At 46.1% G+C, this 25,389-nt stretch carries 19 protein-coding genes and 8 tRNA genes; 3 read left to right on the top strand and 24 right to left on the bottom strand.

Going from position 1 to position 25,389, the window contains the following annotated elements:
• Nucleotides 1-156 precede the first annotated feature (156 nt).
• Together L5M18_RS00935 and L5M18_RS00930 are read left to right on the top strand one after the other, a co-directional pair.
• Entirely contained in the window at nt 157-660 is a 504-nt protein-coding gene (locus L5M18_RS00935) for a DNA polymerase III subunit chi (protein ID WP_105251817.1), read from the top strand.
• A gap of 20 nt (nt 661-680) precedes the next feature.
• On the top strand, nt 681-3,557 hold the full coding sequence (locus L5M18_RS00930; RefSeq protein WP_263195721.1) for a valine--tRNA ligase: 2,877 nt from the start codon (nt 681-683) through the stop codon (nt 3,555-3,557).
• 591 nt (nt 3,558-4,148) lie between these two features.
• On the opposite strand, the gene L5M18_RS00925 is transcribed toward L5M18_RS00930, so the two are convergent.
• The 13 genes from L5M18_RS00925 to recA all read right to left on the bottom strand — a co-directional run bounded on the left by L5M18_RS00925 (nt 4,149) and on the right by recA (nt 11,477).
• A tRNA-Arg gene (locus tag L5M18_RS00925) sits at nt 4,149-4,225 on the bottom strand.
• Nucleotides 4,226-4,326: 101 nt separating this feature from the next.
• Nucleotides 4,327-4,418: transfer RNA gene (locus L5M18_RS00920), tRNA-Ser, on the bottom strand.
• 45 nt (nt 4,419-4,463) lie between these two features.
• Nucleotides 4,464-4,540, bottom strand: a tRNA-Arg gene (locus L5M18_RS00915).
• Nucleotides 4,541-4,589: 49 nt separating this feature from the next.
• A tRNA-Arg gene (locus L5M18_RS00910) sits at nt 4,590-4,666 on the bottom strand.
• Nucleotides 4,667-4,715: 49 nt separating this feature from the next.
• Nucleotides 4,716-4,792 (bottom strand) — tRNA-Arg (locus L5M18_RS00905).
• Between the two features lie 86 nt (nt 4,793-4,878).
• Nucleotides 4,879-4,955: transfer RNA gene (locus L5M18_RS00900), tRNA-Arg, on the bottom strand.
• 44 nt (nt 4,956-4,999) lie between these two features.
• Nucleotides 5,000-5,076: transfer RNA gene (locus L5M18_RS00895), tRNA-Arg, on the bottom strand.
• Between the two features lie 22 nt (nt 5,077-5,098).
• Nucleotides 5,099-5,190: transfer RNA gene (locus L5M18_RS00890), tRNA-Ser, on the bottom strand.
• Between the two features lie 205 nt (nt 5,191-5,395).
• Nucleotides 5,396-5,593: a carbon storage regulator CsrA gene (gene csrA / locus L5M18_RS00885; RefSeq protein ID WP_006082602.1), complete on the bottom strand. Its 198-nt coding sequence runs from the start codon at nt 5,591-5,593 to the stop codon at nt 5,396-5,398.
• A gap of 118 nt (nt 5,594-5,711) precedes the next feature.
• Entirely contained in the window at nt 5,712-6,968 is a 1,257-nt protein-coding gene (locus L5M18_RS00880) for an aspartate kinase (protein ID WP_006082603.1), read from the bottom strand.
• A 9-nt stretch (nt 6,969-6,977) separates the two neighbouring features.
• Entirely contained in the window at nt 6,978-9,602 is a 2,625-nt protein-coding gene (alaS, locus tag L5M18_RS00875; RefSeq protein ID WP_263195720.1) for an alanine--tRNA ligase, read from the bottom strand.
• A 319-nt stretch (nt 9,603-9,921) separates the two neighbouring features.
• The gene (locus L5M18_RS00870) at nt 9,922-10,392 is read right to left on the bottom strand and encodes a regulatory protein RecX (protein ID WP_411569262.1); all 471 of its coding nucleotides are present in this window, start codon (nt 10,390-10,392) and stop codon (nt 9,922-9,924) included.
• Between the two features lie 17 nt (nt 10,393-10,409).
• Nucleotides 10,410-11,477 carry a recombinase RecA gene (gene recA / locus L5M18_RS00865; protein ID WP_105251812.1) on the bottom strand — a complete coding sequence of 356 codons (1,068 nt, stop codon included), beginning with the start codon at nt 11,475-11,477 and terminating at the stop codon, nt 10,410-10,412.
• 402 nt (nt 11,478-11,879) lie between these two features.
• On the opposite strand from recA, the gene mutS reads away from it, so the two are divergent.
• Nucleotides 11,880-14,450 carry a DNA mismatch repair protein MutS gene (mutS, locus tag L5M18_RS00860; RefSeq protein ID WP_263195718.1) on the top strand — a complete coding sequence of 857 codons (2,571 nt, stop codon included), beginning with the start codon at nt 11,880-11,882 and terminating at the stop codon, nt 14,448-14,450.
• Between the two features lie 132 nt (nt 14,451-14,582).
• Here the strand turns inward: mutS and rpoS are convergent, their stop codons facing one another.
• The 11 genes from rpoS to mazG all read right to left on the bottom strand — a co-directional run bounded on the left by rpoS (nt 14,583) and on the right by mazG (nt 25,102).
• The gene (rpoS, locus tag L5M18_RS00855; protein WP_028761361.1) at nt 14,583-15,563 is read right to left on the bottom strand and encodes an RNA polymerase sigma factor RpoS; all 981 of its coding nucleotides are present in this window, start codon (nt 15,561-15,563) and stop codon (nt 14,583-14,585) included.
• An 80-nt stretch (nt 15,564-15,643) separates the two neighbouring features.
• Nucleotides 15,644-16,540: a peptidoglycan DD-metalloendopeptidase family protein gene (locus L5M18_RS00850; RefSeq protein ID WP_263195717.1), complete on the bottom strand. Its 897-nt coding sequence runs from the start codon at nt 16,538-16,540 to the stop codon at nt 15,644-15,646.
• 100 nt (nt 16,541-16,640) lie between these two features.
• A complete protein-coding gene (locus tag L5M18_RS00845; protein ID WP_028761363.1) occupies nt 16,641-17,276 on the bottom strand; it encodes a protein-L-isoaspartate(D-aspartate) O-methyltransferase in 636 nt (211 codons plus the stop codon).
• Nucleotides 17,273-18,022, bottom strand: a complete 750-nt coding sequence (gene surE / locus L5M18_RS00840; RefSeq protein ID WP_263195716.1) for a 5'/3'-nucleotidase SurE — start codon at nt 18,020-18,022, stop codon at nt 17,273-17,275. Before surE ends, L5M18_RS00845 begins: the two co-directional genes overlap by 4 nt.
• Nucleotides 18,019-19,134 (bottom strand): tRNA pseudouridine(13) synthase TruD, encoded by a 1,116-nt coding sequence (gene truD / locus L5M18_RS00835; protein ID WP_263195715.1) that lies wholly within the window; start codon nt 19,132-19,134, stop codon nt 18,019-18,021. Before truD ends, surE begins: the two co-directional genes overlap by 4 nt.
• A gap of 20 nt (nt 19,135-19,154) precedes the next feature.
• Nucleotides 19,155-19,640 (bottom strand): 2-C-methyl-D-erythritol 2,4-cyclodiphosphate synthase, encoded by a 486-nt coding sequence (gene ispF / locus L5M18_RS00830; RefSeq protein ID WP_006082613.1) that lies wholly within the window; start codon nt 19,638-19,640, stop codon nt 19,155-19,157.
• A gap of 37 nt (nt 19,641-19,677) precedes the next feature.
• Complete coding sequence (gene ispD, locus L5M18_RS00825; RefSeq protein ID WP_212601489.1) at nt 19,678-20,469, bottom strand: 2-C-methyl-D-erythritol 4-phosphate cytidylyltransferase; 792 nt, start codon at nt 20,467-20,469, stop codon at nt 19,678-19,680.
• A 12-nt stretch (nt 20,470-20,481) separates the two neighbouring features.
• Nucleotides 20,482-20,781: a cell division protein FtsB gene (gene ftsB, locus L5M18_RS00820; RefSeq protein WP_105253074.1), complete on the bottom strand. Its 300-nt coding sequence runs from the start codon at nt 20,779-20,781 to the stop codon at nt 20,482-20,484.
• 99 nt (nt 20,782-20,880) lie between these two features.
• Nucleotides 20,881-22,176, bottom strand: coding sequence for a phosphopyruvate hydratase (gene eno / locus L5M18_RS00815; RefSeq protein WP_105251763.1), 1,296 nt, complete (start codon nt 22,174-22,176; stop codon nt 20,881-20,883).
• A 230-nt stretch (nt 22,177-22,406) separates the two neighbouring features.
• Nucleotides 22,407-24,044, bottom strand: a complete 1,638-nt coding sequence (locus tag L5M18_RS00810; protein WP_012587102.1) for a CTP synthase — start codon at nt 24,042-24,044, stop codon at nt 22,407-22,409.
• Between the two features lie 116 nt (nt 24,045-24,160).
• Nucleotides 24,161-25,102 carry a nucleoside triphosphate pyrophosphohydrolase gene (gene mazG / locus L5M18_RS00805; protein WP_263195714.1) on the bottom strand — a complete coding sequence of 314 codons (942 nt, stop codon included), beginning with the start codon at nt 25,100-25,102 and terminating at the stop codon, nt 24,161-24,163.
• Nucleotides 25,103-25,389: the final 287 nt, after the last annotated feature.

Raw genomic sequence — 25,389 nt, 5'->3', positions numbered from 1 at the left:
CTCCAACGGTTTGAAAGCATCCCATTAAGTCCCGCCAGACAGTGATAGATAAAACCTCACCGTAAGGTTTGCCCTAAGCATTAACCCATACTGACTTTTAGTGTAAACTGCTGCTTTCGTTCGCCACTAAAACAAGTGAAGCAAGGCATTGAAATCATGACTCAAGTGCTGTTTTATCTTATGCCGCCAGTAGCATCGCCTGCCAAAGCCAAGGCTGATTCACCTGTTGCAACCGCGAATGCGAACCCTGCACTTTGCGAGATGCATCTTCTGGCATGCCAACTGGCGCAGCAGGCTTTTGTGAAGCAACAATGGGTCTATATCCATTGCCAAGATAAACAGCAAGCCCATGCAATTGATGAACTTTTATGGCAGTTTGAGCCAAGTGCCTTTGTACCTCATAACCTCAAAGGTGAAGGCCCGATGACGGGATCGCCGGTAGAAATTGGTTTTGATCGCCTCGGCGCCAACAAAAGTCGCCAAGTTCTGATTAATCTTGCAGACCAAGCGCCCCCATTTGCGGTAAACTTTGGCCACATTATCGATTTTGTTGCCAATGACGATCAGCATAAAGCGGTCGCTCGCGAACGTTATCGACAGTATCGCGGCTTAGGGGTCAATTTACAGACCCAAGACTTAGCAACACATCCACTTAATTAGTTTGAGACAGACACGTTCCCATGGAAAAAACATACGATCCGCAGTCCATCGAGCAAACGCTTTACCAAAACTGGGAAGAGCAAGGTTACTTCAAGCCACACGGCGATGAATCCAAAGGCAATTATTGCATCATGATCCCGCCACCTAACGTGACGGGCAGCTTGCACATGGGCCACGCCTTCCAAGACACCATCATGGATACCTTGACCCGTTATCAACGGATGAAAGGCAAAAATACCCTATGGCAAGTCGGTACCGACCACGCGGGTATCGCCACCCAAATGTTGGTTGAGCGCAAGCTTGAAGCCGAAGAAGGCAAAAATCGCCATGACCTAGGTCGCGATGCCTTTATGGATAAAGTGTGGGAATGGAAAGCGCAATCGGGCGGCACTATCACTAAGCAGCTACGTCGTATGGGCGCTTCTGTTGATTGGGACCGCGAGCGTTTCACTATGGACGAAGGCTTATCTAAGGCCGTGCAAGAAGTGTTTGTACGTCTGTACGAAGACGAGTTGATTTATCGCGGTAAGCGTTTGGTCAACTGGGATCCAAAGCTGCACACAGCTATCTCTGATTTAGAAGTGGAAAGCAAAGAAAAACAGGGCCACATGTGGCATCTGCGTTATCCACTGGCCGACGGTGAACTGACGGCCGATGGTAAAGACTATTTAGAAGTCGCTACCACGCGTCCAGAAACTATGCTCGGCGATAGTGCAGTTGCAGTGCATCCCGATGATGAACGCTATCAAGCGCTAGTCGGTAAGTTTATTCTATTGCCGATTGTTAACCGCCGCATTCCTATCGTGGCCGACGATTACGTCGACATGGCCTTTGGTACAGGGTGTGTGAAGATCACCCCTGCCCATGACTTTAACGACTATGAAGTCGGTAAACGTCACAACCTCCCAATGTTCAACGTACTGACCTTAGATGCCGCCATTCGTGCAAGCGCCGAAGTGGTGAACTCTGACGGTACTTTCAACAAAACGCTCGATGGCAGCCTGCCTGAACGTTTTGCCGGACTTGACCGTTTTAAAGCGCGCGATGCTATTGTCGCTGAATTTGACACCTTAGGTCTGCTCGAAAAAATCGCGCCTCACGCCTTGAAAGTGCCTTACGGCGATCGCTCCGGTGTGGTTATCGAGCCAATGCTGACCGACCAATGGTATGTGGCTGTTGCGCCAATGGCGAAAACCGCTATCGAAGCCGTCGAAAATGGCAGCATCAAGTTTGTGCCGCAGCAATACGAGAACATGTACTTCTCGTGGATGCGTGACATTCAAGACTGGTGTATTTCACGTCAATTGTGGTGGGGTCACCGTATCCCAGCTTGGTACGACGAAAACGGCAAAGTCTATGTCGGCCGCAACGAAGCCGAGGTACGTGCTAAGCACAATATTGCCGACTCAATGACATTACGCCAAGACGAAGACGTACTGGACACTTGGTTCAGCTCAGCCCTGTGGACTTTCTCGACCTTAGGTTGGCCTGACAATTTAGAAGATTTAAAAACCTTCCACCCAACCGACGTGTTGGTGACAGGTTTTGACATCATCTTCTTCTGGGTTGCCCGTATGATCATGATGACCATGCACTTCATCAAAGATGAAGACGGTAAACCACAAGTCCCGTTCAAAACCGTCTACGTAACCGGTCTTATCCGCGATGAAGCGGGTAACAAGATGTCAAAATCAAAGGGCAACGTACTCGATCCATTAGACATGATCGACGGTATCGGCCTTGAAGATCTCGTTGAAAAACGTACCGGTAATATGATGCAGCCACAACTGGCCGCCAAGATTGAAAAGAGCACTCGCAAAGAGTTTGCTGACGGTATAGAAGCCCACGGCACTGATGCACTGCGCTTTACGCTTGCGGCAATGGCATCAACGGGTCGTGACATCAACTGGGATATGAATCGCTTAGACGGTTACCGTAGCTTCTGTAACAAGTTATGGAACGCCTCACGCTACGTGCTGATGAACACAGAAGATCAAGATTGCGGCCCAGGCTCACCAGAGCACAAAGGCGGCGAGATGGAGCTGTCGTTGGCCGATCGCTGGATTATTGGCTTGTTCAATCAAACCGTTAAGACCTTTGACGATCACATGACAGCCTACCGTTTCGACTTAGCGGCCAATACCCTGTATGAGTTCACTTGGAACCAGTTCTGTGACTGGTACTTAGAGTTAACCAAACCGGTATTGCAAAACGGCAGTGAAACGCAAATGCGCGGCACCCGTCACACCTTAGTGACAGTGCTCGAAGCGATGCAACGCCTGATGCACCCTATGATGCCGTATATCACTGAAACCATTTGGCAGCGCGTTAAACCGTTAGCCGGTGTCGCTGGTGATACCATTATGCTGGCACCGTTCCCAACATTTGATGCCGCTAAAGTCGATAGCGCAGCAATGGCCGATTTAGAATGGGTTAAGCAAGTAATCGTCGCGGTGCGTAACATTCGTGCCGAACTGAACATTGCCCCATCTAAACCGCTAAATGCCCTACTTCGTGGTGTTAGCGCGCAGGATAAAGCCCGTGTAGAAGCAAACCAAACCTTCTTCACTACGCTTGCCCGCTTAGAAAGCATGACCATTTTAGCCGATGGCGAAACTGCGCCTATGTCGACCACAGGTTTGATTGGCGAAATGGAGCTGCTGATCCCTATGGCAGGCTTGATCGATGTCGCCGCCGAAATGGCCCGTATCGACAAACAGCTTGAAAAGCTCGGCCAAGAGATAGCTCGCATCGAAGGCAAATTGTCGAACCAAGGCTTCGTGGCAAAAGCCCCTGCCGACGTTATCGACAAAGAGCGCGCCAAGATGGCCGATCTCAAGCGAGATATGGACAAACTCAATGAACAAAAATCTGAGTTTGCTAAGTTAGAAGCTTAAGCTTCTCATTTACTCTGATTCACTTGTTATGATTAGTTCTAACTGAATGAAGGGCTGCCACTTGGCTGCCCTTCTTGTATCTATATCGCTGCAATCTTTGAGCAACTATGAGCCTTAATCTACGCTTTTGAGCCAGATGCCGCCTTTAACCCGAGTCAATTCTAAACACTGCCCTTTAACTTACTACACCGCATTGAAACCACCTCACCATTCATCCTCATCACTCCCCGTGGTCTATCGCTCACGAGCTCACACGTAGCCCATCACTGCCGACATAAGTAAACACCACACATGTAGACTAAAGAACAGCTAATACCTCTAGAGACAGCACTGAGAGACTGACATGGGTATCCAATGTCGTCATAGACTCTCAACACAGGCAAAAGCAGATTCTTCAGTGAGTTGAACCTAAGAAAGAGAAGTGTTTAAAACGAAATGGCTAAAGATAGCGACACCGAAGATAGCTAAGGTAAAGCAAAAGATGATGATGCAAAGTTAAGGTTAAACCTAAGCGGGTAAAAATATAATGAGTTAAACCACTACAGACTAAAAATAAAAAAGCCCTGCAGTTGCTTGCAGGGCTTATCTATATGGTGCGCGTGGAAGGAGTCGAACCTCCGACCGCCTGGTTCGTAGCCAGGTACTCTATCCAGCTGAGCTACACGCGCAAACTCGTTTTTGTACTTCTAAGATCCAATCAAGATTGAGTCTAGGATGAGCACTTTTATCTCGCAACTTTATTCTATTCCCCTCGACTAAGAGAATAGAATGGCGGAGAAGGAGGGATTCGAACCCTCGATGGGAGTTAAAGCCCATACTCCCTTAGCAGGGGAGCGCCTTCGGCCACTCGGCCACCTCTCCGCGTTTAACGCTTTAAATCAACAAGACGTATCTTGTTAACTATATTGGTGCGCGTGGAAGGAGTCGAACCTCCGACCGCCTGGTTCGTAGCCAGGTACTCTATCCAGCTGAGCTACACGCGCATGTTAAACGGTAAAACACTAATACGACCTAAATCATATTAATTTAAATTGGTGCGCGTGGAAGGAGTCGAACCTCCGACCGCCTGGTTCGTAGCCAGGTACTCTATCCAGCTGAGCTACACGCGCATGTCAAACGGTAAAACATTAATATGATTTAAATCATATTAATCTAAATTGGTGCGCGTGGAAGGAGTCGAACCTCCGACCGCCTGGTTCGTAGCCAGGTACTCTATCCAGCTGAGCTACACGCGCATTTTAACTCTTTGCTATAAGCAATTATCTACAAAATTTCTTATGAAATTCAAAACTGATGAGTTAAAGATTAACTAATGCAGAGATGGTGCGCGTGGAAGGAGTCGAACCTCCGACCGCCTGGTTCGTAGCCAGGTACTCTATCCAGCTGAGCTACACGCGCGACTTGTATCTGAATTTACTTTTACATCAAACACTAATAAAAAATGGTGCGCGTGGAAGGAGTCGAACCTCCGACCGCCTGGTTCGTAGCCAGGTACTCTATCCAGCTGAGCTACACGCGCACTGTTTTCTATCTTTAAGAAATGGCGGAGAAGGAGGGATTCGAACCCTCGATGGGAGTTAAAGCCCATACTCCCTTAGCAGGGGAGCGCCTTCGGCCACTCGGCCACCTCTCCGTTTTCTTGGCGCACATATTACTGTTTGACGAAAATAAGTCAAACCCTTTTTCCGAAACAGATTCCATTTGAACTGTTTTTAATCACATTGCTGTTATATCAAGCCAATGTATTGATTTACGCCAATCTTTCGGTCTAAAAAATAAAAAAGCCAGTTAAAAAACTGACTCTTCTGTTGCCGTAGTACGCTTGCCAAAACAAGGTACTAAAAGTTACCACCTTCCGATGGTGTACCTGATTTTTCAGATTGAATGCGTTGGTAGATTTCTTCGCGATGAACAGAAACCTCTTTTGGTGCATTCACACCAATACGCACTTGATTGCCTTTTACCCCTAGCACTGTAACTGTGACTTCATCACCAATCATCAGTGTTTCGCCAACACGACGAGTCAAAATCAGCATTCGATAGCTCCTTTATTTCTTAATTCAGCTTACACACGGCACTCATCCGGTAGATGGGCTTATTATAAGGTCAGCTTAGTACAAATTAATAGTATTCAATACTCAAACGGTTATTTAATTACACCTTATTTAGCTCGAAAGCGTGATGTAACGCCCGAACCGCCTTGTGTAAGTCCCTTTCATCGATAACGGTTGATAATTTACTCTCTGACGTCGTGAGTAACTTAGCATGAATAGTTTCATTACCCAAGACTTCTAACATCTTAGTCAATAATCCCATTTTTGCCTGTAAACCTTTGCCAACTAAAGATACTTTTGCACGTTGACGTTCGATAATCAATGGCCCGAGTGCGAGGCTTTCACTTAAGCCTTCGAGCTCATTAAGTAGAGTATCGACCTTAGCCTCAGCGAGCATAAAACTGACGCGACCCGAAGGATCATCCTCATGGATCCTCAATGGAGAAATAAATTCCACATCGATTTCCAATCGAGTTAAGCAGCCTAACAACGCTTGATAGCGTTCACTGGTGGTAAACAGCCCTTCAATCGTCAGCGTTGCCAGTGCCTTATTAATCGCGATACCTTGCACTAACGAGGCAATCGTTAATTCCGACTCGTCGCCAAATTGGATTAACGTCCCCTGCCCAGCTTCAAAGCTCGACAATACTCGCAGCGGTACGCGAAAACGCTCGGCGTATTCAACAGAATCGGGATGCAATACTTTAGCGCCGAGCTTTGCCATTTCGAGCATCACATCAAACCCAATCACATCGAGGCGACGTGCACTGCTATCAATATTAGGATCTGTGGTAAATACCCCAGCCACATCGGTAAAAATCTGGCATTCATCGGCTTCTAACGCTGCCGCTAAGGCTACTGCTGTGGTATCTGAACCACCGCGTCCTAAGGTGGTCACTTCGCCTTGAGGATCGATGCCCTGAAACCCTGCAACGATCGGCACAACACCATCGGCAAGCAAAGACTGCAAATATTCAGTATCAACTCGCTCAATGCTGGCGCGGCCAAATTGACTATTTGTATGAATTTGCACTTGATCGCCCGTAAGGGATTTTGCTTTTATGCCGCGACGTTGTAGCGCCATCGACATCAAAGCAATACTCACTTGCTCACCCGTCGATACTAGCATGTCTAACTCGCGCGCCGAGGCGCGCGGATTAATTTGTGCTGCAAGTGCAAACAGGCGATTCGTCTCACCCGCCATCGCGGATAAGACTAAAACTTGCTGCTCACCATTGTGAGCTGACTTTGTAATCTGCTCAGCGACCGCTTCGATACGTTCAATAGAACCCACCGAAGTACCGCCGAACTTTTTCACAAAAAGCTTGCTACCACTAAGCTTTCGTTTTTGGGGCACAGCAACCTCTTAAGCTAGACGCTCAGTAATCCAAGGTAATACTTGAGCCAATGCCGCATCCAGATTTTCTGGCTGGCTACCGCCCGCTTGAGCCATATCAGGACGACCACCGCCTTTACCGCCCACTTGTGCAGCGACCATAGCGACTAGCTCACCCGCTTTGACTTTACCGATCAGATCGTTACTCACACCCGCGATCAGGTTAACTTTCCCTTCCTGCGCTGTACCAAGCACGATAATGGCCGATTTCAATTTCTGTTTTAATTCATCTTGCAAGCCGCGTAATGAACTTGCCTCAACGCCGTCTAATTTTTTGATCAGTACGTTAACGCCATTAACTACAACGGCATCGCCCACTAAGTCTGCACTCGCTGCGGCCGCTAACTTATCTTTCAGCTGCGCCATTTCTTTTTCGAGTTGCTTCATCTTATCGAGCTGCGCTTTTAACTTAGCCACCACTGAGTTGGCATCACCTTTCAATAAGGCAGCGGCTTCTTCCAGTTCAGCTTGTTGCTGCGCCACATAAGCCATAGCTGCAGCACCAGTCACGGCTTCGATGCGACGTACACCCGCAGCAATACCTGCTTCAGAGGTGATTTTGAATAAGCCGATATCGCCAGTGCGACCCACATGGGTGCCGCCACACAATTCGATAGAGAAATCGCCCATAGTCACAACTCGCACTTGTGAATCATATTTCTCACCAAAGAGTGCCATAGCGCCTTTCTCTTTAGCTTCATCTATGCCCATTTCAGCGGTTTTCAGCTCATGGTTACGACGAATTTGAGTGTTAACTAATTCTTCAACTTCTTTTAATTCAGCAGCTTTTACGCCTTCGAAATGGGAGAAGTCAAAACGTAAACGCTCAGGATCAACCAAAGAACCTTTTTGCGAAACATGAGTACCGAGCACCTGACGCAGCGCGGCATGCAGTAAATGCGTAACAGAATGGTTTAACTGAGTACGGTGACGCAGTTTTTTGTCCACTTTCGCTTCAATAACTTGGCCAACGCTCAAGCTACCTGTAGCCAAAACACCTTGATGGCCCGTTGCTTGACCATACTTTTGCGTATCGTTTACCGTAAACTCAATACCGTTTGCAACCAATTGGCCTTTATCGCCTACTTGACCGCCAGATTCAGCGTAGAAAGGTGTTACATCGAGCACGACAACGGCTTCATCACCCGCTTTGATCGCCGTCACTGACTCACCATTTTGATAAATCGCGGTGACCTTAGCTTGACCCGCTAATTCGGTGTAACCACTAAATGCAGTTTCAGCATCAATTTTCAGCGCAGCGTTATAATCTGCACCAAAGTTACCGGCAGCTTGTGCGCGGCTACGTTGCTCAGCCATGGCGACTTCAAAACCTGCTTCATCGACAATGATGTTGCGCTCACGGCAGACATCAGCAGTCAAATCCATTGGGAAGCCATAGGTGTCATACAGCTTAAATACGGTTTCGCCGTCTAAGGTGTCACCTTTCAACTCGTTTAAGGCCGTATCTAAAATACCTAAACCACGTTCAAGCGTACGGGCAAATTGCTCTTCTTCCGCTTTCAGTGCCTTTTCAACAATCGCTTGAGTCTCAGCTAACCCTTTTGCTGCATCGCCCATCACCGCAATCAAAGACGGAACCAGCTTGTAGAAGAAAGCTTCGGTCGCACCTAACTTGTTACCATGGCGAACAGCGCGGCGAATAATACGGCGCAGCACATAACCACGGCCTTCGTTCGACGGCATAACGCCATCGGCAATTAAAAATGCACATGAACGGATATGATCGGCAATGACTCGCAGCGACTTTTCAGATAAGTCACTAACACCAATGACCTCTGCGGCTTTAGCAATCAAAGTACGGAAAATATCGATTTCGTAGTTAGAATGTACGCCCTGCATAATCGCAGCAATACGCTCAATCCCCATGCCTGTATCAACCGAGGGCTTAGGCAAAGGTAACATTTCACCCGATGCTTGACGGTTGTACTGCATGAAAACGATGTTCCAGATTTCGATGAAACGATCACCATCTTCTTCAGGACTGCCAGGACGTCCGCCCCAAATATGATCACCATGATCATAAAAAATCTCAGTACATGGACCACAAGGACCGGTATCACCCATTTGCCAGAAGTTATCTGACGCAAATGCAGCACCTTTATTGTCACCGATACGTATGATGTTCTCGGCAGCGACACCAATTTTTTTATTCCAGATTTCAAAGGCTTCATCATCTGTCTGATAAATAGTGACGCACAGACGTTCCTTCGGCAGCTTTAACGTTTCAGTTAAAAAAGTCCAGCCCAAACGAATCGCTTCTTCTTTGAAATAATCTCCAAAACTGAAGTTACCTAGCATTTCGAAAAAGGTGTGATGACGTGCTGTGTAGCCAACGTTATCCAAATCGTTATGTTTACCACCAGCGCGTACACAACGTTGAGCAGTGGTCGCACGCGTATAATTGCGTTTGTCCATGCCAAGAAACACGTCCTTGAACTGGTTCATGCCTGCATTGGTAAATAAAAGTGTGGGATCGTTGCCTGGCACTAATGAACTACTGTCCACAACTTGATGACCATTGCTGCGGAAAAATTCGAGGAAAGCGCTTCTGAGCTCTGCTGTAGTTTGATACATGAAATCATCCTGAATTGGGTAAGCATTACCAGCTACGCCTTAGGCTAGCCGTATTTCTATTTGCCAAGCATTATAAGCAGACTAAGGAAGGACGACCAGTCTTGATTGGTGATATACACATCAGGAATTTAATATTTTAGCGTGAATCGCCCACACCAGAGTCACTAGAAGCAAAACGACAGGATAAAGCACAAATAAAGACGGCGTAAGTTTATCGCGGCACGGACAATATTTAAGCTAGTGAGTCTAATGTGAAGTACGAAATGGACAATACCCATTGATGATATTTAGATGAGCTTTTACAGTCTTAGCTCCAAATTTAATAATTTTCATCGAGATCATTGGGATCTGAATCTAGTGCGTAAGTGATTTGATCGTAGCTAAAGCCTTGGCCCATTAAAAAACGCACTCGTTTGGCCTTTTCCTTTGCGATGAGATCCCGAGCTTTAGAGCCCTTCACTTCTGTCACACGGGGAATGCCGTATTTTTTGGTGGCTTTATCTTTTGCTAGCTCAAACCAGTCACAATCACAATTAACCAAAGCGGCTTCAATACAGTCTTTAGATAAGCCTTTCTGTGCGATTGCTTGGCGGATGCGTATTGCACCGTGGCCTCGACTGATGTGGCTTCGCACCAACAGTTCGGCATAACGAGCATCATTAATAAAACCGGAGGATTCGCAAGCATCGAGTACAGGTTCGATATCGTTAAGTTCGAAACCTTTTTCGAGCAATTTATCGCGGATTTGTAAACGGGAATAATCGCGGCGCGCTAACAGCGCGACCGCAATTTGATGGGCTGACTGACTCAGAATACTTCGCCTGTCTCTAAATCAATATTGTCCTCAGTACTATCATCAGCTTTGGCAGCCAAGGCACTCGGATTACTCAAAAGCAACTCACGTAGCGTCTTGTCAATTTCAGCCGCAATAGCTGGGTTTTCAGTCAGATATTTGCCAGCATTAGCACGACCTTGGCCGATTTTATCACCTTTATAGCTGTACCAAGCGCCCGCTTTTTCAATCAACTTATGGGCTACGCCTAAGTCTACTAACTCACCAGTACGGTTAATACCTTGGCCATAAAGGATTTGGAACTCAGCCTGCTTAAACGGCGCTGCAACCTTGTTTTTCACCACTTTAACGCGAGTTTCGTTACCGACCACTTCATCGCCGTCTTTAATGGCACCAGTGCGGCGAATGTCTAGGCGAACAGAAGCATAAAACTTCAGCGCATTACCACCGGTTGTAGTTTCTGGGTTACCGAACATCACACCAATCTTCATCCGAATTTGGTTGATGAAGATAAGTAAGGTGTTAGATTGCTTTAAGTTACCCGCAAGTTTACGCATAGCTTGGCTCATCATACGCGCCGCTAGGCCCATGTGAGAATCACCAATTTCGCCTTCGATTTCAGCTTTAGGCGTTAATGCCGCCACTGAGTCGACTACGATAACGTCAACAGCGCCTGAACGAGTTAAAGCATCACAAATCTCAAGCGCTTGCTCGCCGGTATCCGGTTGTGAACACAGCAGGTTATCAATATCTACGCCCAATTTTTTAGCATAAATAGGGTCTAGTGCATGCTCTGCATCGATAAAGGCACAGGTTTTGCCTTCACGTTGCGCTGCCGCAATCACTTCTAAAGTCAGTGTTGTTTTACCTGATGATTCAGGACCATAGATCTCAACGATACGACCCATTGGCAAACCGCCAGCACCTAAAGCAACGTCCAGAGACAGAGAACCGGTAGAAATGGTCTCAACATCCATAGAGCGATCTTCGCCCAGCTTCATGATGGAGCCTTTACCAAATTGTTTCTCAATTTGGATCAATACCGCAGCAAGTGCTTTCTCTTTATTTGGATCGACCTTCATTCCTGTTCCCTCATCAAGACAAGCATTAAGCTGTCAAAAGTGATATTCAATTTACAAACGGGTAATTCAAAAAGCCGCGCTTTTTGTCTTAATTCTGCTGACTAGTATACTGTACAATCATACAGTATCAAGACCTGTGACTGAATTATTTTTAGCTGATAGGATTTTTAATATGACCAAGGTTTTAGCGAATATCAAATCAGATAATAGCTCCCTTTGATCAATATCCATCGTTAAGGGCTCAATTTTCGCTAAATTATTGCTAAGATTGGCGCAACAAATTTTGCGTGGTCTTTTTAGCTGAAAATTGTACAGCAGTCTTCCGCTTCCATAGCGCTTAATCACCCTTAACCACACAAACTGTATCGCCTTTAGGCAGTCACAACGGACGATAACGATTTAATGAATGTAATTGATACCGATGATTTAGAAAAACATACTCCTATGATGCGTCAGTACTTGACGATGAAAGCAGAACATCACGATATGTTGCTGTTTTATCGCATGGGTGACTTCTACGAGTTGTTTTATGACGATGCTAAACGCGCTTCTGAGCTGTTAGGCATTTCACTCACTGCGCGCGGTAAAAGTGGTGGCGATCCTATTCCGATGGCGGGGCTTCCTTACCATGCTGTGGAAGGCTATCTTGCAAAATTAGTTCAAATTGGTCAATCAGTTGCGATTTGCGAACAGATTGGCGATCCCGCGACATCTAAAGGGCCAGTAGAACGTAAAGTGGTACGAATTGTCACGCCAGGCACTTTAACCGACGAAGCGTTGCTGCAGGAACGCCAAGACAATCTGTTAGCCGCGGTTTATCAAGGTAAAGTTGGTTTTGGTTATGCCACATTAGATGTTTCATCCGGACGTTTTGTGATTGCAGAGCTCGACACACGAGAGTCATTAGAAGCAGAATTGCAACGCACTAATCCCGTTGAAATTCTCTACAGTGAAGACTTTGGCGAACTAGGTCTACTTAACGGTTTTAAAGGCAAACGCCGTCGCCCCGAGTGGGAATTTGATTACGATACGAGTATCAAGTTACTACTGGCCCAGTTCGGCACTAAAGACTTACATGGTTTTGGTATCGCAGATGCACGTTTATCACTGCAAGCTGCGGGTTGCTTGATGCAATATGTCAAAGACACACAGCGCACGGCACTGCCCCATATCAATGCCATTATCCGCTTCAATCAAACCGATAGCATAGTACTCGATGCGGCAACTCGCCGAAATCTAGAACTCACTCAAAACCTTGCCGGTGGCCGCGATAATACCTTAGCCGCAGTATTAGATAACACGGCAACGCCTATGGGCAGCCGTATGTTACAACGCTGGATCCATCAGCCTCTGCGAGATCCTAAGCAAATTAAGGCGCGCCAACAGGCGGTGACTGAACTCCTCGATACCGCAGCCCACGAAGGTTTGCATGAGCAGTTAAAGGCACTTGGCGATATCGAACGTATCATGGCAAGACTCGCGCTGCGTACCGCTCGCCCAAGAGACTTTGCACGTTTACGTCAAGCACTGGGCTTATTGCCTGAATTACAACAGAGTTTAAGTACACTGAGCGCGCCACACACGACTCAATTGCGTCAACACTTAGGTGAGTTCCCCGCTGAGCAAGCCCTACTTGAGCGCGCGATAGTCGATAATCCACCTATGCTTATCCGCGATGGCGGGGTGATCCGTGAAGGCTACAACAGCGAACTAGATGAATGGCGCGGTCTGAGCGAAGGAGCGAGTGATTACTTAGTACAACTTGAAGCCAGAGAAAAAGAACGAACTGGCATCAATACACTTAAAGTCGGCTATAACCGCGTACACGGCTATTACATCGAAGTAAGCCGCCTGCAATCCTCACAAGTACCGCTCAATTATCAACGACGCCAAACCCTTAAGAATATGGAGCGTTATATCACGCCTGAACTTAAGGAATACGAAGAAAAAGTCCTCTCGAGCCAAGGTAAAGCGCTGGCACTCGAAAAGCAGTTATGGGAACAGTTGTTCGATCTTATTCTGCCCAAATTGCATGAGTTACAAGCCTTTGCTAGAGCTGCGGCTGAACTTGATGTACTGAGTAACTTTGCCGAGCGTGCCGAGACCTTAGGCTATACTTGTCCAGAGCTGAGCCAAGATATCGGCGTACAGATAGAGGCTGGTCGCCACCCAGTGGTGGAGCGTGTTAGCCAAACGCCGTTTATCGCTAACCCAGTGACCTTGCACAACCAAAGACGTATGTTGATTGTCACCGGACCCAACATGGGCGGTAAATCGACCTATATGCGTCAAGTCGCCTTGATTACGCTGATGGCCCATATTGGTTGTTTTGTGCCAGCAGATCGCGCCCTGATTGGCCCGATTGATCGCATCTTTACCCGTATTGGCGCATCAGACGATCTGGCCTCTGGCCGCTCAACCTTTATGGTAGAAATGACTGAAACTGCCAACATCCTGCACAATGCCACTGCAAGTAGTTTAGTGTTAATGGATGAAATCGGCCGTGGAACATCCACCTATGATGGTTTATCGCTAGCTTGGTCGGCGGCGGAATATTTAGCCCAGCAAGTCGGGGCTATGACCCTATTCGCCACCCATTATTTTGAGCTAACTCAATTACCTGACTTAATGGCAGGTGTTTACAATGTGCACCTTGATGCCATAGAGCACGATGATACCATCGCCTTTATGCATGCAGTACAAGAAGGCGCCGCCAGTAAAAGCTACGGCTTACAAGTTGCGGCGCTTGCCGGCGTGCCAAACAAAGTGATTAAAGCAGCGAAACATAAATTGCAGCAATTGGAGAGTCGCGATCATCAACCAGAAGGAACGAGGACGCCCATTCAAAGCTTACTCGCTTTACCTGAACCGGTTGAAAATCCAGCTTTGACTAAATTAAGTAGCATTAATCCCGATAACTTAACGCCAAAACAGGCGCTTGATTTGCTCTATGAGCTGAAACGCTTGAGCTAGACATCAGGTGATCTAAATAAAAGCCTAAAAATAACAACGCCCACTCTATAGTGGGCGTTTTACTTTATGACGTGATCTCACACTAAGTGCATTTTCTGGATAGCTTCTCTGAAAGGCACCAGAAGACAGATATTAGTTTCTAAATAAAGCTTCAACAGATAAACCTTGAGAACCCAATAAATCACGTAAGCGTTTTAATGCTTCCACTTGGATTTGACGAACACGTTCACGGGTTAAACCAATTTCAGCCCCCACATCTTCAAGCGTAGAAGGTTCATAACCTAACAAACCAAAACGACGGGCTAATACTTCTCTTTGTTTTGTGTTCAACTCGTTAAGCCATTTCACCACCGAGTTAGAGATGTCTTCATCTTGCACTTTATAGTCAGGGCCAACACTATCATCATCGGCCAATACATCTAATAATGCTTTCTCGTTATCGCCCCCCAAAGGCGTATCAACAGAGGTAATTTTTTCATTCAGCTTAAGCATGCGGCTCACATCAGAGCTAGAAACTTGCAGTTTTTCAGCAATTTCTTCCGCTGTAGGTTCATGATCCAGTTTTTGTGCTAACTCACGGGCAGTACGCAAGTATACGTTGAGTTCTTTAACAACATGAATAGGCAAACGAATAGTACGAGTTTGGTTCATGATAGCGCGTTCAATCGTCTGTCTGATCCACCAAGTCGCATAGGTTGAAAAACGAAAACCTCTTTCTGGGTCAAACTTTTCTACGGCACGAATTAGACCTAAATTACCCTCTTCGATAAGATCGAGCAGTGCTAAGCCGCGGTTATTGTAACGACGTGCAATTTTTACGACGAGACGTAAATTACTTTCGATCATGCGATTACGGGATTTTGCACAACCTTTTAAGGCCTTACGGGAAAAGTAAACTTCTTCTTCTGCGCTAAGCAGTGGGGAAAAACCAATCTCACCTAGATAAAGTTGAGTGGCATCAAGATTTTTTTGCAGGTCATCTTGGACCTGTTGTTCTATTCCTAGCTCTTGGACTAGATCGGTGGCAACTTCTTCTTTTTCAAGATCAAAGTCTACGGTTTCTACGGAAAAATCTACTAGTGCTTCTGCGGCAGTGCTATTTATGCGGCTCATGATCAAATCTCCCAAACCTAATTAAACTGCTGAATTAGTGCAATTTCCTATCCTCCATTTGCCAACAAGGCCCCAAACAATCATTGTTTAGGTAAATAAGTAAGTGGGTTTACAGACTGTCCATGGTAACGAATTTCAAAATGTAACATTACCCGATTGGCACCTGTATTGCCCATTTTTGCAACAGTCTGCCCTGCGAGGACATGTTGCTTTTCTTTGACTAAGATCTTGTCCGTATGAGCATAAGCACTAAGGTAATCGTCACTATGTTTAATAATCACTAAATTACCGTAACCCCTAAGAGCACTTCCTGCGTATACCACCCGCCCATCTGCAGCAGCTTTGATGATATCTCCCCGATTTCCCGCGATCTTAATACCTTTATTTCCCTGCTCATTGGCAGAATAAGTTCCGATTAACTTCCCTCTTACTGGCCACTGCCACTGACTCACACTGGCTGGCAGTGTTGAGGTGGGTGGAACCATTAGTTGGTTAACATTTTGTTGGGAACTTGTTACAAGGTACGCGGGCTTAGCTTTCTGATCAAGTGTTTTTTTCAGATCGTCACTTGACTTAGCATTAGACTGATAAACCTTATCATCTAATTGTTTTTTATCACTTTTACTTGAGTTAGCATCTGAATTACCCGTTATATTTCCATCTAAAGTCGTAGATTTTGATTGGTTACTAGATTTAGCATTAGTTAAATATAAAATCTGTCCAGGGTAAATTGTATAAGGGTTATCTAATTGATTAAGTTTAGCTATTTCAGAAAAGTCTTTCCCTGCAGCCCAAGAAATAGAGTAGAGAGTGTCACCTTTTTTAACTTTATATGAATTCGATTTAATGTGGCCTTTGCTATTTTTAGAGTAGCTATGGGAAATATTTTCGACGGGTGCGGGTCTGCTGGCCTGAAAGCTACAGCCTACAAGCAGAAATATAAAGCAAAGGTTTAAGAGTAAACCCGCATTCAACAATAAAAACTCCTTGGTAAGGTTGTATTACTGTTTATGATGAGAAAATGACGCCTTCTGTGCAAAACAAGCACTTCGCTTAACACAGTAGCACAACACAAGGTTAAGCTAACTCTCCATTAATTAAAGGTACAAATTTAACCGTTTCAATGGTTTCAGAACTAAAGCGGTCAGCAGTGCGCGTAATACGCATCAATTGTTGAGTATCCTCTCCCACAGGTAAGACTAACACCCCTCCATCAGCCAACTGAGACAATAAAGCTTCTGGTATAGTCGCCGCCGCCGCAGTCACCATAATGGCATCGAACGGACTACGATTAGCCCATCCCAACCAACCATCGCCATATTTAAACGACACATTATGCAAATCTAATCGTTTTAAACGCTGTCTTGCTTGAATTTGTAGACCTTTGATCCGTTCGATAGTACAAAGCTGAGGCACCAATTGAGCCAAAATGGCTGCCTGATAGCCCGATCCCGTCCCCACTTCTAACACTCGCTGTGGCATCTTGTGCAGTAAGAGTTCGCTCATACGGGCAACAATATAAGGCTGCGAAATGGTTTGCCCTTGTCCAATTGGCAAAGCCGTATTTTCATAGGCTTTATGGGCTAGCGCATTATCGAGAAACATTTCTCGCGGCGTATGCGATATCGCCTTTAACACGGCTTGATTACGGATCCCCGCATCTTGAAGCTTTTTAGCTAAATTCACCGCCGATGTTAAGGCAACTCGAGTCATATTTTATCTACCCAATTTTGCAATGCCGTTAGTTGTCCGTAGGCGGTTAAATCAACCGTCAAGGGCGTAATTGAAACATAGCCATTGGCGATAGCATGAAAATCAGTGCCCTCTGTGGCATCCTGCTCTTGTCCCGGTGGACCAAGCCAGAAGATTTCACGTCCGGCAGGATCTTGCGTTCGCACTATGCCTTCGGCCTTATGACGAGCGCCGAGGCGAGTCACTTTGATGCCTTTAATTTGATCAAGTGGCAAGTCAGGCACATTCACATTTAAGATCTGATCTTTTGCCAAAGTCTGGGCCAACAAACCTTGAACTATCCGCCGAGCATAAACAGCCGCCGATTGATAATGTTCGAATTTACGGCCATTAAGCGAAATCGCTATTGCAGGAAAACCTAAAAAGCGTCCTTCCATCGCGGCGGCAACCGTCCCCGAATATAAGGTGTCATCACCCATATTTGCCCCCGCATTGATGCCAGACACCACCATATCAGGTTCGCCATCACATAATTCTCGGATAGCCAAATGGACGCAATCTGTCGGTGTACCGTGAACGGAAATATAGCCATTATCTAACCTATTAATTCTTAATGGATTAGTCAAGGTTAATGAGTTGCTCGCACCAGAGCAATTTCGATCCGGCCCCACAGTCAGCACAGTCGCTATTTCAGCCAAAGCCTCAGATAAGGCTTTGATACCTGAAGCATTAATCCCATCGTCATTGCTAACAAGGATACGGATCATGACTCTGCTTCAGTCTTAACAGTATCAGTGTTAGCCACTACGTTAGCGTTAATTACCTCAGGCGCAGGCTCCTGCACCAATGTCGCTTGCCATTGCTGCTCTTTAACATCTTGATAATTAACCAACTCTCTCAATAACGATGTTGCAAAACTGCCCGCAGGCAACACAAACTCCAGCACTAAGCCATCGGCGGTTTGTTCGTATTTAAGGCCTTGGGTCTCAAGCAATAACGGACGGCGTTCTTGCTCTAATCCGGCGTGCTCTAAACCATAGCAATCGTCAGCTAACTCACTCATGGCTAAGGTTTCCACCGCAGCAGCTTCACCTTGGGGTAACATCATGCCGCGCCCCCACAATGGTGCAGAAAGTTGAATGTCTTTTTCAATCAGACGCTTCAATACGATGAGATCCCATTCAGGCGTCACGAAGAAGCTTTTGCTGCCCGCTAACATCACACAATCACCCGCCAAAGGCTTAGTGCCATGGTTGGCTAAACGGTACGACACTACAGTGTTAAACAGATTTGAGCGCACGGCAGACAAATACATGCTGCGCTTATTTCTGTCTTTCACTTTTTTACCCGCCATCATTTGGCGACCAAACACTAAGTTTTTGCCATCGTGACCAAAGCGCTGCTCACCAAAGTAATTGGGCACGCCCACTTGAGCGACCTTTTCGATACGACTGATAATGTCTTCCACTTGGGTGACATTTCTCAGGGTAAGAATAAAGCGGTTACCGACTAAGGCACCGATTCGAAGTTTCTTGCTGTGGCGGCTGCTCGACAATATAGTCAAACGCTCGCTATTGAGCTCCTTCCAAGCAGGCGTTTCTTTACCAGGAATACGCACACCGAACCATTGTTCTGTGATGGCATTTTTATCTTTTTGCCCAGCGTAGGTGACCTCCTTCGGATGCACCTTAGCGAACTTAGCAATCATTTCAGCGACTTGTACTGTATTTAGCCCTTCTTTGCGTACATGCAGCATATGATGTTCACCTTCACCCGTCGGGCTAAAAGGCAAAATCTCTTTCACGATAAAATCGCTATTTTGGGTTCTTAGATCTGCTGTACCTAAAGGCTTGCCATACAGATAATGTAATTCGCTCATGGGACTTTTTTACTCTTAAGTTAATCGTGTTTACGGGTCATCAATACCACGGCTTCTACCGCAATACCTTCTTTACGCCCGGTAAATCCTAGCTGTTCAGTCGTGGTCGCTTTGACGTTAATGTCGTCAAGTTCCGAGGTTAAATCTGCGGCCAATATTTGGCGCATTGCCTCAATGTGCGGCGCCATTTTAGGGGCTTGCGCTATGATAGTGACGTCAAGATTACCCAGCACAAAGCCTTTCGCCCTCGCTAAAGCATAGCAATGACGCAGCAATACGCGGCTATCAGCACCTTTATAGGCGGCATCTGTGTCGGGGAAATGTTTACCTATGTCACCCAGCGCCAATGCGCCGAGGATCGCATCGGAAATCGCATGCAGTACCACATCACCATCTGAATGTGCGACTAGGCCTGTTTCATAGGGTACTTCCACGCCACAAAGGATCAATGGCCGCGCCGCACCAAATTTATGCACATCGAAACCATGGCCGATACGGATTTTCATTTAATATTCCTAACGTATTATTTTACTTTGATTATGACTATTTAACGGCACGCATCAAAAACAGTTCGGCTAGCCCTAAATCGTCGGGATGCGTTACTTTTATATTATCAGCACGGCCCGAAACGAGTCCGGGTGATATCCCCGCCCATTCCATCGCCGAAGCCTCATCTGTGACTACCGCACCTGCAGCCAGAGCCGCATTGAGGTAATTTTTTAATTGCTGCGCTGGAAATAACTGCGGCGTCAATGCATGCCATAAATTATCGCGACACACAGTGGCACTGATTTCACCCTGTTTATTCGCGCGCTTCATGGTATCGCGTACAGGCATTGCCAAAATAGCACCTTGGGGAAATTGCACTCTGGATGCGAGTAACTTGTCGATATCTGTCGCGGTTAAACAAGGTCTTGCCGCATCATGCACTAAGGCCCAACTGTGCTCGGGCGCAATTTGCAGCGCTGCCAACACAGAATCAGCGCGCTCACCGCCACCTAATACTGTAATCAATTTTGGGTGCACGGCCTGTGGCAAGGTATCGAAGATAGTATCGTTCGAATGTAAGGCGACGATCACTTGAGAAATGTGCGGATGGGACAAGAGCTTATCTAAGGTATGAGCGAGAATACTCTGGCCGCACACCTCAAGATATTGCTTAGGCCTGTCGGCGCCCATACGGCTACCTATGCCTGCGGCGGGAACAATGGCAACCACAGCTTGAGTGACATGCTCAGCTTGGCGCTGCAATTCAATTTGTGTTACCAGATCAGATTGACTATCGGGATTGGATTGTTCATTTAATCCAAGATCTAAATGTCCTAGCTCTGTCATCCTAACTCCATATTACTGAGATGGACTCGATACCGAGCGCTCACCACCCACGACGCGATAGAAGGTCTCGCCCTCTTTAACCATGCCAAGTTCGTTGCGTGCGCGCTCTTCGATGGCTTCTGTACCACTTTTCAGATCGATGATTTCTTCCTTTAGCACTTGGTTACGCTCATTGAGTTTGGCGTTACCTTCTTGCTGGGCGGCAATTTGTTTTTGCAGAACGAAATATTCAGGAAGACTATTACCTCCCGACCAAAGACGGAATTGCAGTACACCGAGTAGCACTATGAGTGCAATGACAAAAAATTTCATGGAGGAATTAGCGTCAGTATCTTGGATTAAAAAAATATACAGCAGATAGTACAACAAAAAAGGCCACCAAGTGGTGGCCTTTTTACATCAAATATTAAATTACGCCTGACCTTTGATCTCTTTCAAACCACGGTATGGGGCTTTTTCACCTAATTGCTCTTCGATGCGCAGCAATTGGTTGTATTTAGCGACACGGTCAGAACGACACAGTGAACCGGTTTTGATTTGACCTGCAGCAGTACCCACGGCTAAGTCAGCAATGGTTGAATCTTCAGTCTCACCACTACGATGTGAAATCACGGCAGTATAACCCGCTTCTTTCGCCATACGAATAGCCGCTAAAGTCTCTGTCAATGAACCAATTTGGTTAAACTTGATAAGGATTGAGTTAGCAATACCATTTTCAATACCACGGGTTAAGATTTTAGTGTTAGTAACGAATAAATCGTCGCCCACTAATTGGATCTTGTCGCCCATGATTTGAGTTTGGTAAGCCCAACCATCCCAATCTGATTCGTCTAAGCCATCTTCGATAGACACGATTGGGTATTGGTCAGCCAATGATTTTAAGAAATCAGAGAAACCGTTCGAGTCGAAGACTTTGCCTTCGCCCGCTAAATCGTATTTGCCGTCTTTGTAGAATTCAGATGCAGCGCAATCCAGCGCTAACGTGACATCAGTACCTAACTTGTAGCCAGCCAGTTCAACCGCTTCTTTGATAATGGCTAACGCATCAGCGTTTGACGCTAAGTTAGGTGCAAAACCACCTTCGTCACCCACAGAAGTGCTTAGACCTTTGTCGTGCAATACTTTTTTCAGCGTATGGAAGATTTCAGCGCCCATGCGCAGTGCTTCACGGAAGGTTTTCGCGCCAACAGGTTGCACCATGAATTCTTGGATATCAACGTTGTTATCCGCGTGCTCGCCACCGTTTAAGATGTTCATCATAGGCACAGGCATAGAATATTGGCCTGGTGTACCGTTTAATTCAGCGATATGCGCGTATAAAGGAATACCTTTAGATGCTGCAGCTGCTTTAGCAGCCGCTAAAGACACAGCCAGAATCGCGTTTGCGCCTAACTTGTCTTTGTTTTCTGTGCCATCTAAGTCGATCATGATTTGATCAAGCTCAGCTTGTGCCGTCGCATCTTTGCCTAATAATGCAGCGCGGATGACACCGTTTACGTTAGCAACAGCGGTTAATACGCCTTTGCCTAAATAACGGCTCTTATCGCCATCACGTAATTCTAACGCTTCGCGGCTACCGGTAGATGCGCCAGAAGGCGCCGCAGCCATACCCACAAAACCACCTTCTAAATGCACTTCGGCTTCAACAGTTGGGTTACCACGAGAATCCATAATCTCGCGACCAATCACGTTAATAATCTTAGCCATAACACCCTCGATTTAAGTTTAAAGATAAAAGAAAAAACCAATACCTATGGGAATAAATGGAAGTCACATACCGCGGAAAATAACAAAATTCCATTTACGGTTTGCGTCCATACAGATGCAACGGATACGCATGCTGTTTATACCCAGAAGTATTAAATTCTTATGTTTCAAGTCGCGACGAGTGTAGCAAAAGGCCGGCCCCACTGTCGCGGGTCCGGCCTCAAATATTCTTACTTCAGATCACGTTTTTGATGCGCACTTGCCGCAGCAATAAACCCTTCGAACAATGGGTGACCATCGCGCGGAGTTGAGGTGAATTCAGGATGGAATTGACCTGCAACAAACCATGGGTGATCTTTTAATTCGATCATTTCCACCAGTTTACGATCAGAAGACAAACCGCTGAAGATCATGCCAGCTTGCTCTAAACGCTCTCTGTATTTGTTGTTCACTTCGTAACGGTGACGGTGACGTTCTACACAGCTGTTGCCTTTGTAGGCTTGAGCCGCTTTTGAACCCTCGAGTAAATGACACAATTGAGCGCCTAAACGCATAGTGCCACCTAAGTCAGACGCCTCATGGCGCTGCTCAACATTACCTTCTTCGTCAATCCATTCAGTGATCAAACCCACCACTGGGAACGGTGTTTCTTTATTGAATTCAGTTGAATGTGCATCAGCCATACCTGCAACATTACGCGCAAATTCAATCAGAGCAACTTGCATACCTAAACAAATACCGAAATACGGTAAATTGTTTTCACGGGCAAATTTTGCCGCCAGTATCTTACCTTCAACACCACGCTCGCCAAAACCGCCTGGTACTAAGATACCGTCTAAGCCCTGTAAGACTTCTTCGCCTTTAGCTTCTACGGTTTGTGAATCAATATACTTGATGGTCACTGATACGCGGTTTTTAAGGCCTGCGTGTTTTAATGCTTCGTTGACTGACTTATAGGCATCTGGCAGTTCAATGTATTTACCCACCATACCAATAACGACTTCGCCGTTTGGATTAGCTTCTTGATAAATAACATTTTCCCACTCAGACAGATCCGCTTCACGGCATTCTAAACCGAAACGCTTAACCACTAAGTCATCCAAACCTTGTGAACGTAACAAAGCTGGGATTTTATAAATACTATCAACATCTTTTAATGAAATAACCGCACGCTCTTCGACGTTACAGAACAGCGAAATTTTGGCTTTTTCATTCGCAGGAATCGCACGATCACCACGGCAAACCAGCACATCTGGTGCAATACCGATAGAACGCAGCTCTTTCACTGAGTGTTGAGTTGGCTTAGTTTTCACTTCGCCTGCAGCACCTAAGAAAGGCACTAAGGTTAAATGCATGAACAGAGTACGATCACGACCCAGCTCAACACCGAGCTGACGGATAGACTCTAGGAACGGCAAGGATTCGATATCACCCACAGTACCACCGATTTCGACGATAGCCACATCATGGCCTTCGCCACCTGCTAATACTTTTTCTTTAATCGCATTAGTAATGTGTGGGATAACCTGAATGGTTGCGCCCAAATAATCGCCACGACGTTCTTTACGTAATACTTCTTCGTAAATACGACCGGTAGTGAAGTTGTTACGACGATTCATCTTAGTACGAATGAAACGCTCGTAGTGACCCAAGTCGAGATCTGTTTCTGCACCGTCTTCAGTAACAAATACTTCGCCATGTTGGGTTGGGCTCATGGTACCCGGATCAACGTTAATGTAAGGGTCCAGTTTCATGATGGTTACATTGAGACCGCGGGCCTCTAAAATTGCAGCTAATGATGCTGCTGCAATGCCTTTACCTAGTGATGAAACAACGCCACCAGTAACGAAGATATACCTTGTAGTCATGCTGAACCTGAGAAAATGAGTTTGAAAATACGTGCTTGTAAGAAAGCACTAGGACGGGGCAGTAGTATACCAAAGGCGGCGCGATTCGACAAACACCAATCGGGATAATTTGCCGTTTATCTCGTCTCTGTCGCTTTTACTTGGTCCCAATAGGCATCGAGCTCCATTAATGTGTGCTCTTCCATGCTTTTACCGCTGTCACTCGCCAACTGTTCTACACCGCGAAAACGGCGTTCAAATTTAAGATTGGCTTGGCGCAACGCTTGTTCTGGATCGACCTTAAGATGTCGAGCTAAATTCACCACGGCAAACAGCAAGTCGCCCATTTCGGACTGCACTTTCGCTTGATCTTGCTCGGGTTGATTCACTTCATGCAAGACTTCATCGATTTCTTCGTGGATTTTAGCAACCACGGGCTCAAGCTCGGCCCAATCAAACCCGACTCGTGCCACCCTTTGCTGAATTTTAATTGAGCGCGACAGCGCAGGTTGGGTACGCGGAATATTGTCTAACGCAGAAACCACAGTATCAGCTTGGGTTTCACCCGCGACTTGCAGGGCCTTTTGTTCACGCTCAATCGCTTTAATCGCCTCCCAATTGGCTTTCATTGCTTGGGCGCTATCGCCTATTTGCGGATTTTGTTCGCCAAACACATGAGGATGACGGCGGGTCAACTTGTCGCTGATTTTCTCAATCACGCTCGAAAAATCAAATAACCCCTGCTCTTTACCAAGCTGACAATAGAATACGATTTGAAATAACAAATCCCCAAGTTCATCGGGTAACTCATCCCAGGCTAAACGCTCTATGGTATCGGCGACCTCATAGGCTTCCTCTAAAGTAAAAGGCACTATGGTTTGAAAGGTTTGCGCTTTATCCCACGGGCAACCTGTTTGTGGATCGCGCAATTTTTCCATGATCTTAAGCAGCGGCTCAACATCTGTTATAGAAAATTCCGTTGTAGAAGGTTCTGTTGTAGAAGGTTCCGTTGTAGAAGTTTCAGTGAGAGAAGGTTCAGTAGTAGAAAATGAGGTTAATGGCGCAGTGTGGGAAGTCATGCTGATATCCTTTAAAGATAAATACTGCAACGGGCGAATATTGAGAAAGAACAAAAAATACGCCTCCGCAGTGTTTTTTAGCAAAAGGCTACAATAAAGCGATGATGATAAGCTAGGTAAAATAAAAGCGCTATTTTGATGCTGAGATCAGATTTTAGTGCCGTATTTCAACTAAGACTTATTTTAACTAAAGAGTATTCGCTCCATTTCGTAATTCACTCATCTCGTGAGCAATAAATTGACAATCTTCCTCCCCTACAAATTCTCATCTATGTCCTGCATACAAG

This window comes from Shewanella sp. SM20 (assembly GCF_025654545.1).
GTDB classification, from domain to species: Bacteria; Pseudomonadota; Gammaproteobacteria; order Enterobacterales; family Shewanellaceae; genus Shewanella; species Shewanella oncorhynchi.
The sequence above is the reverse complement of the archived record's forward strand: the minus strand, read 5'-3'. Positions and strand labels throughout refer to the sequence as shown.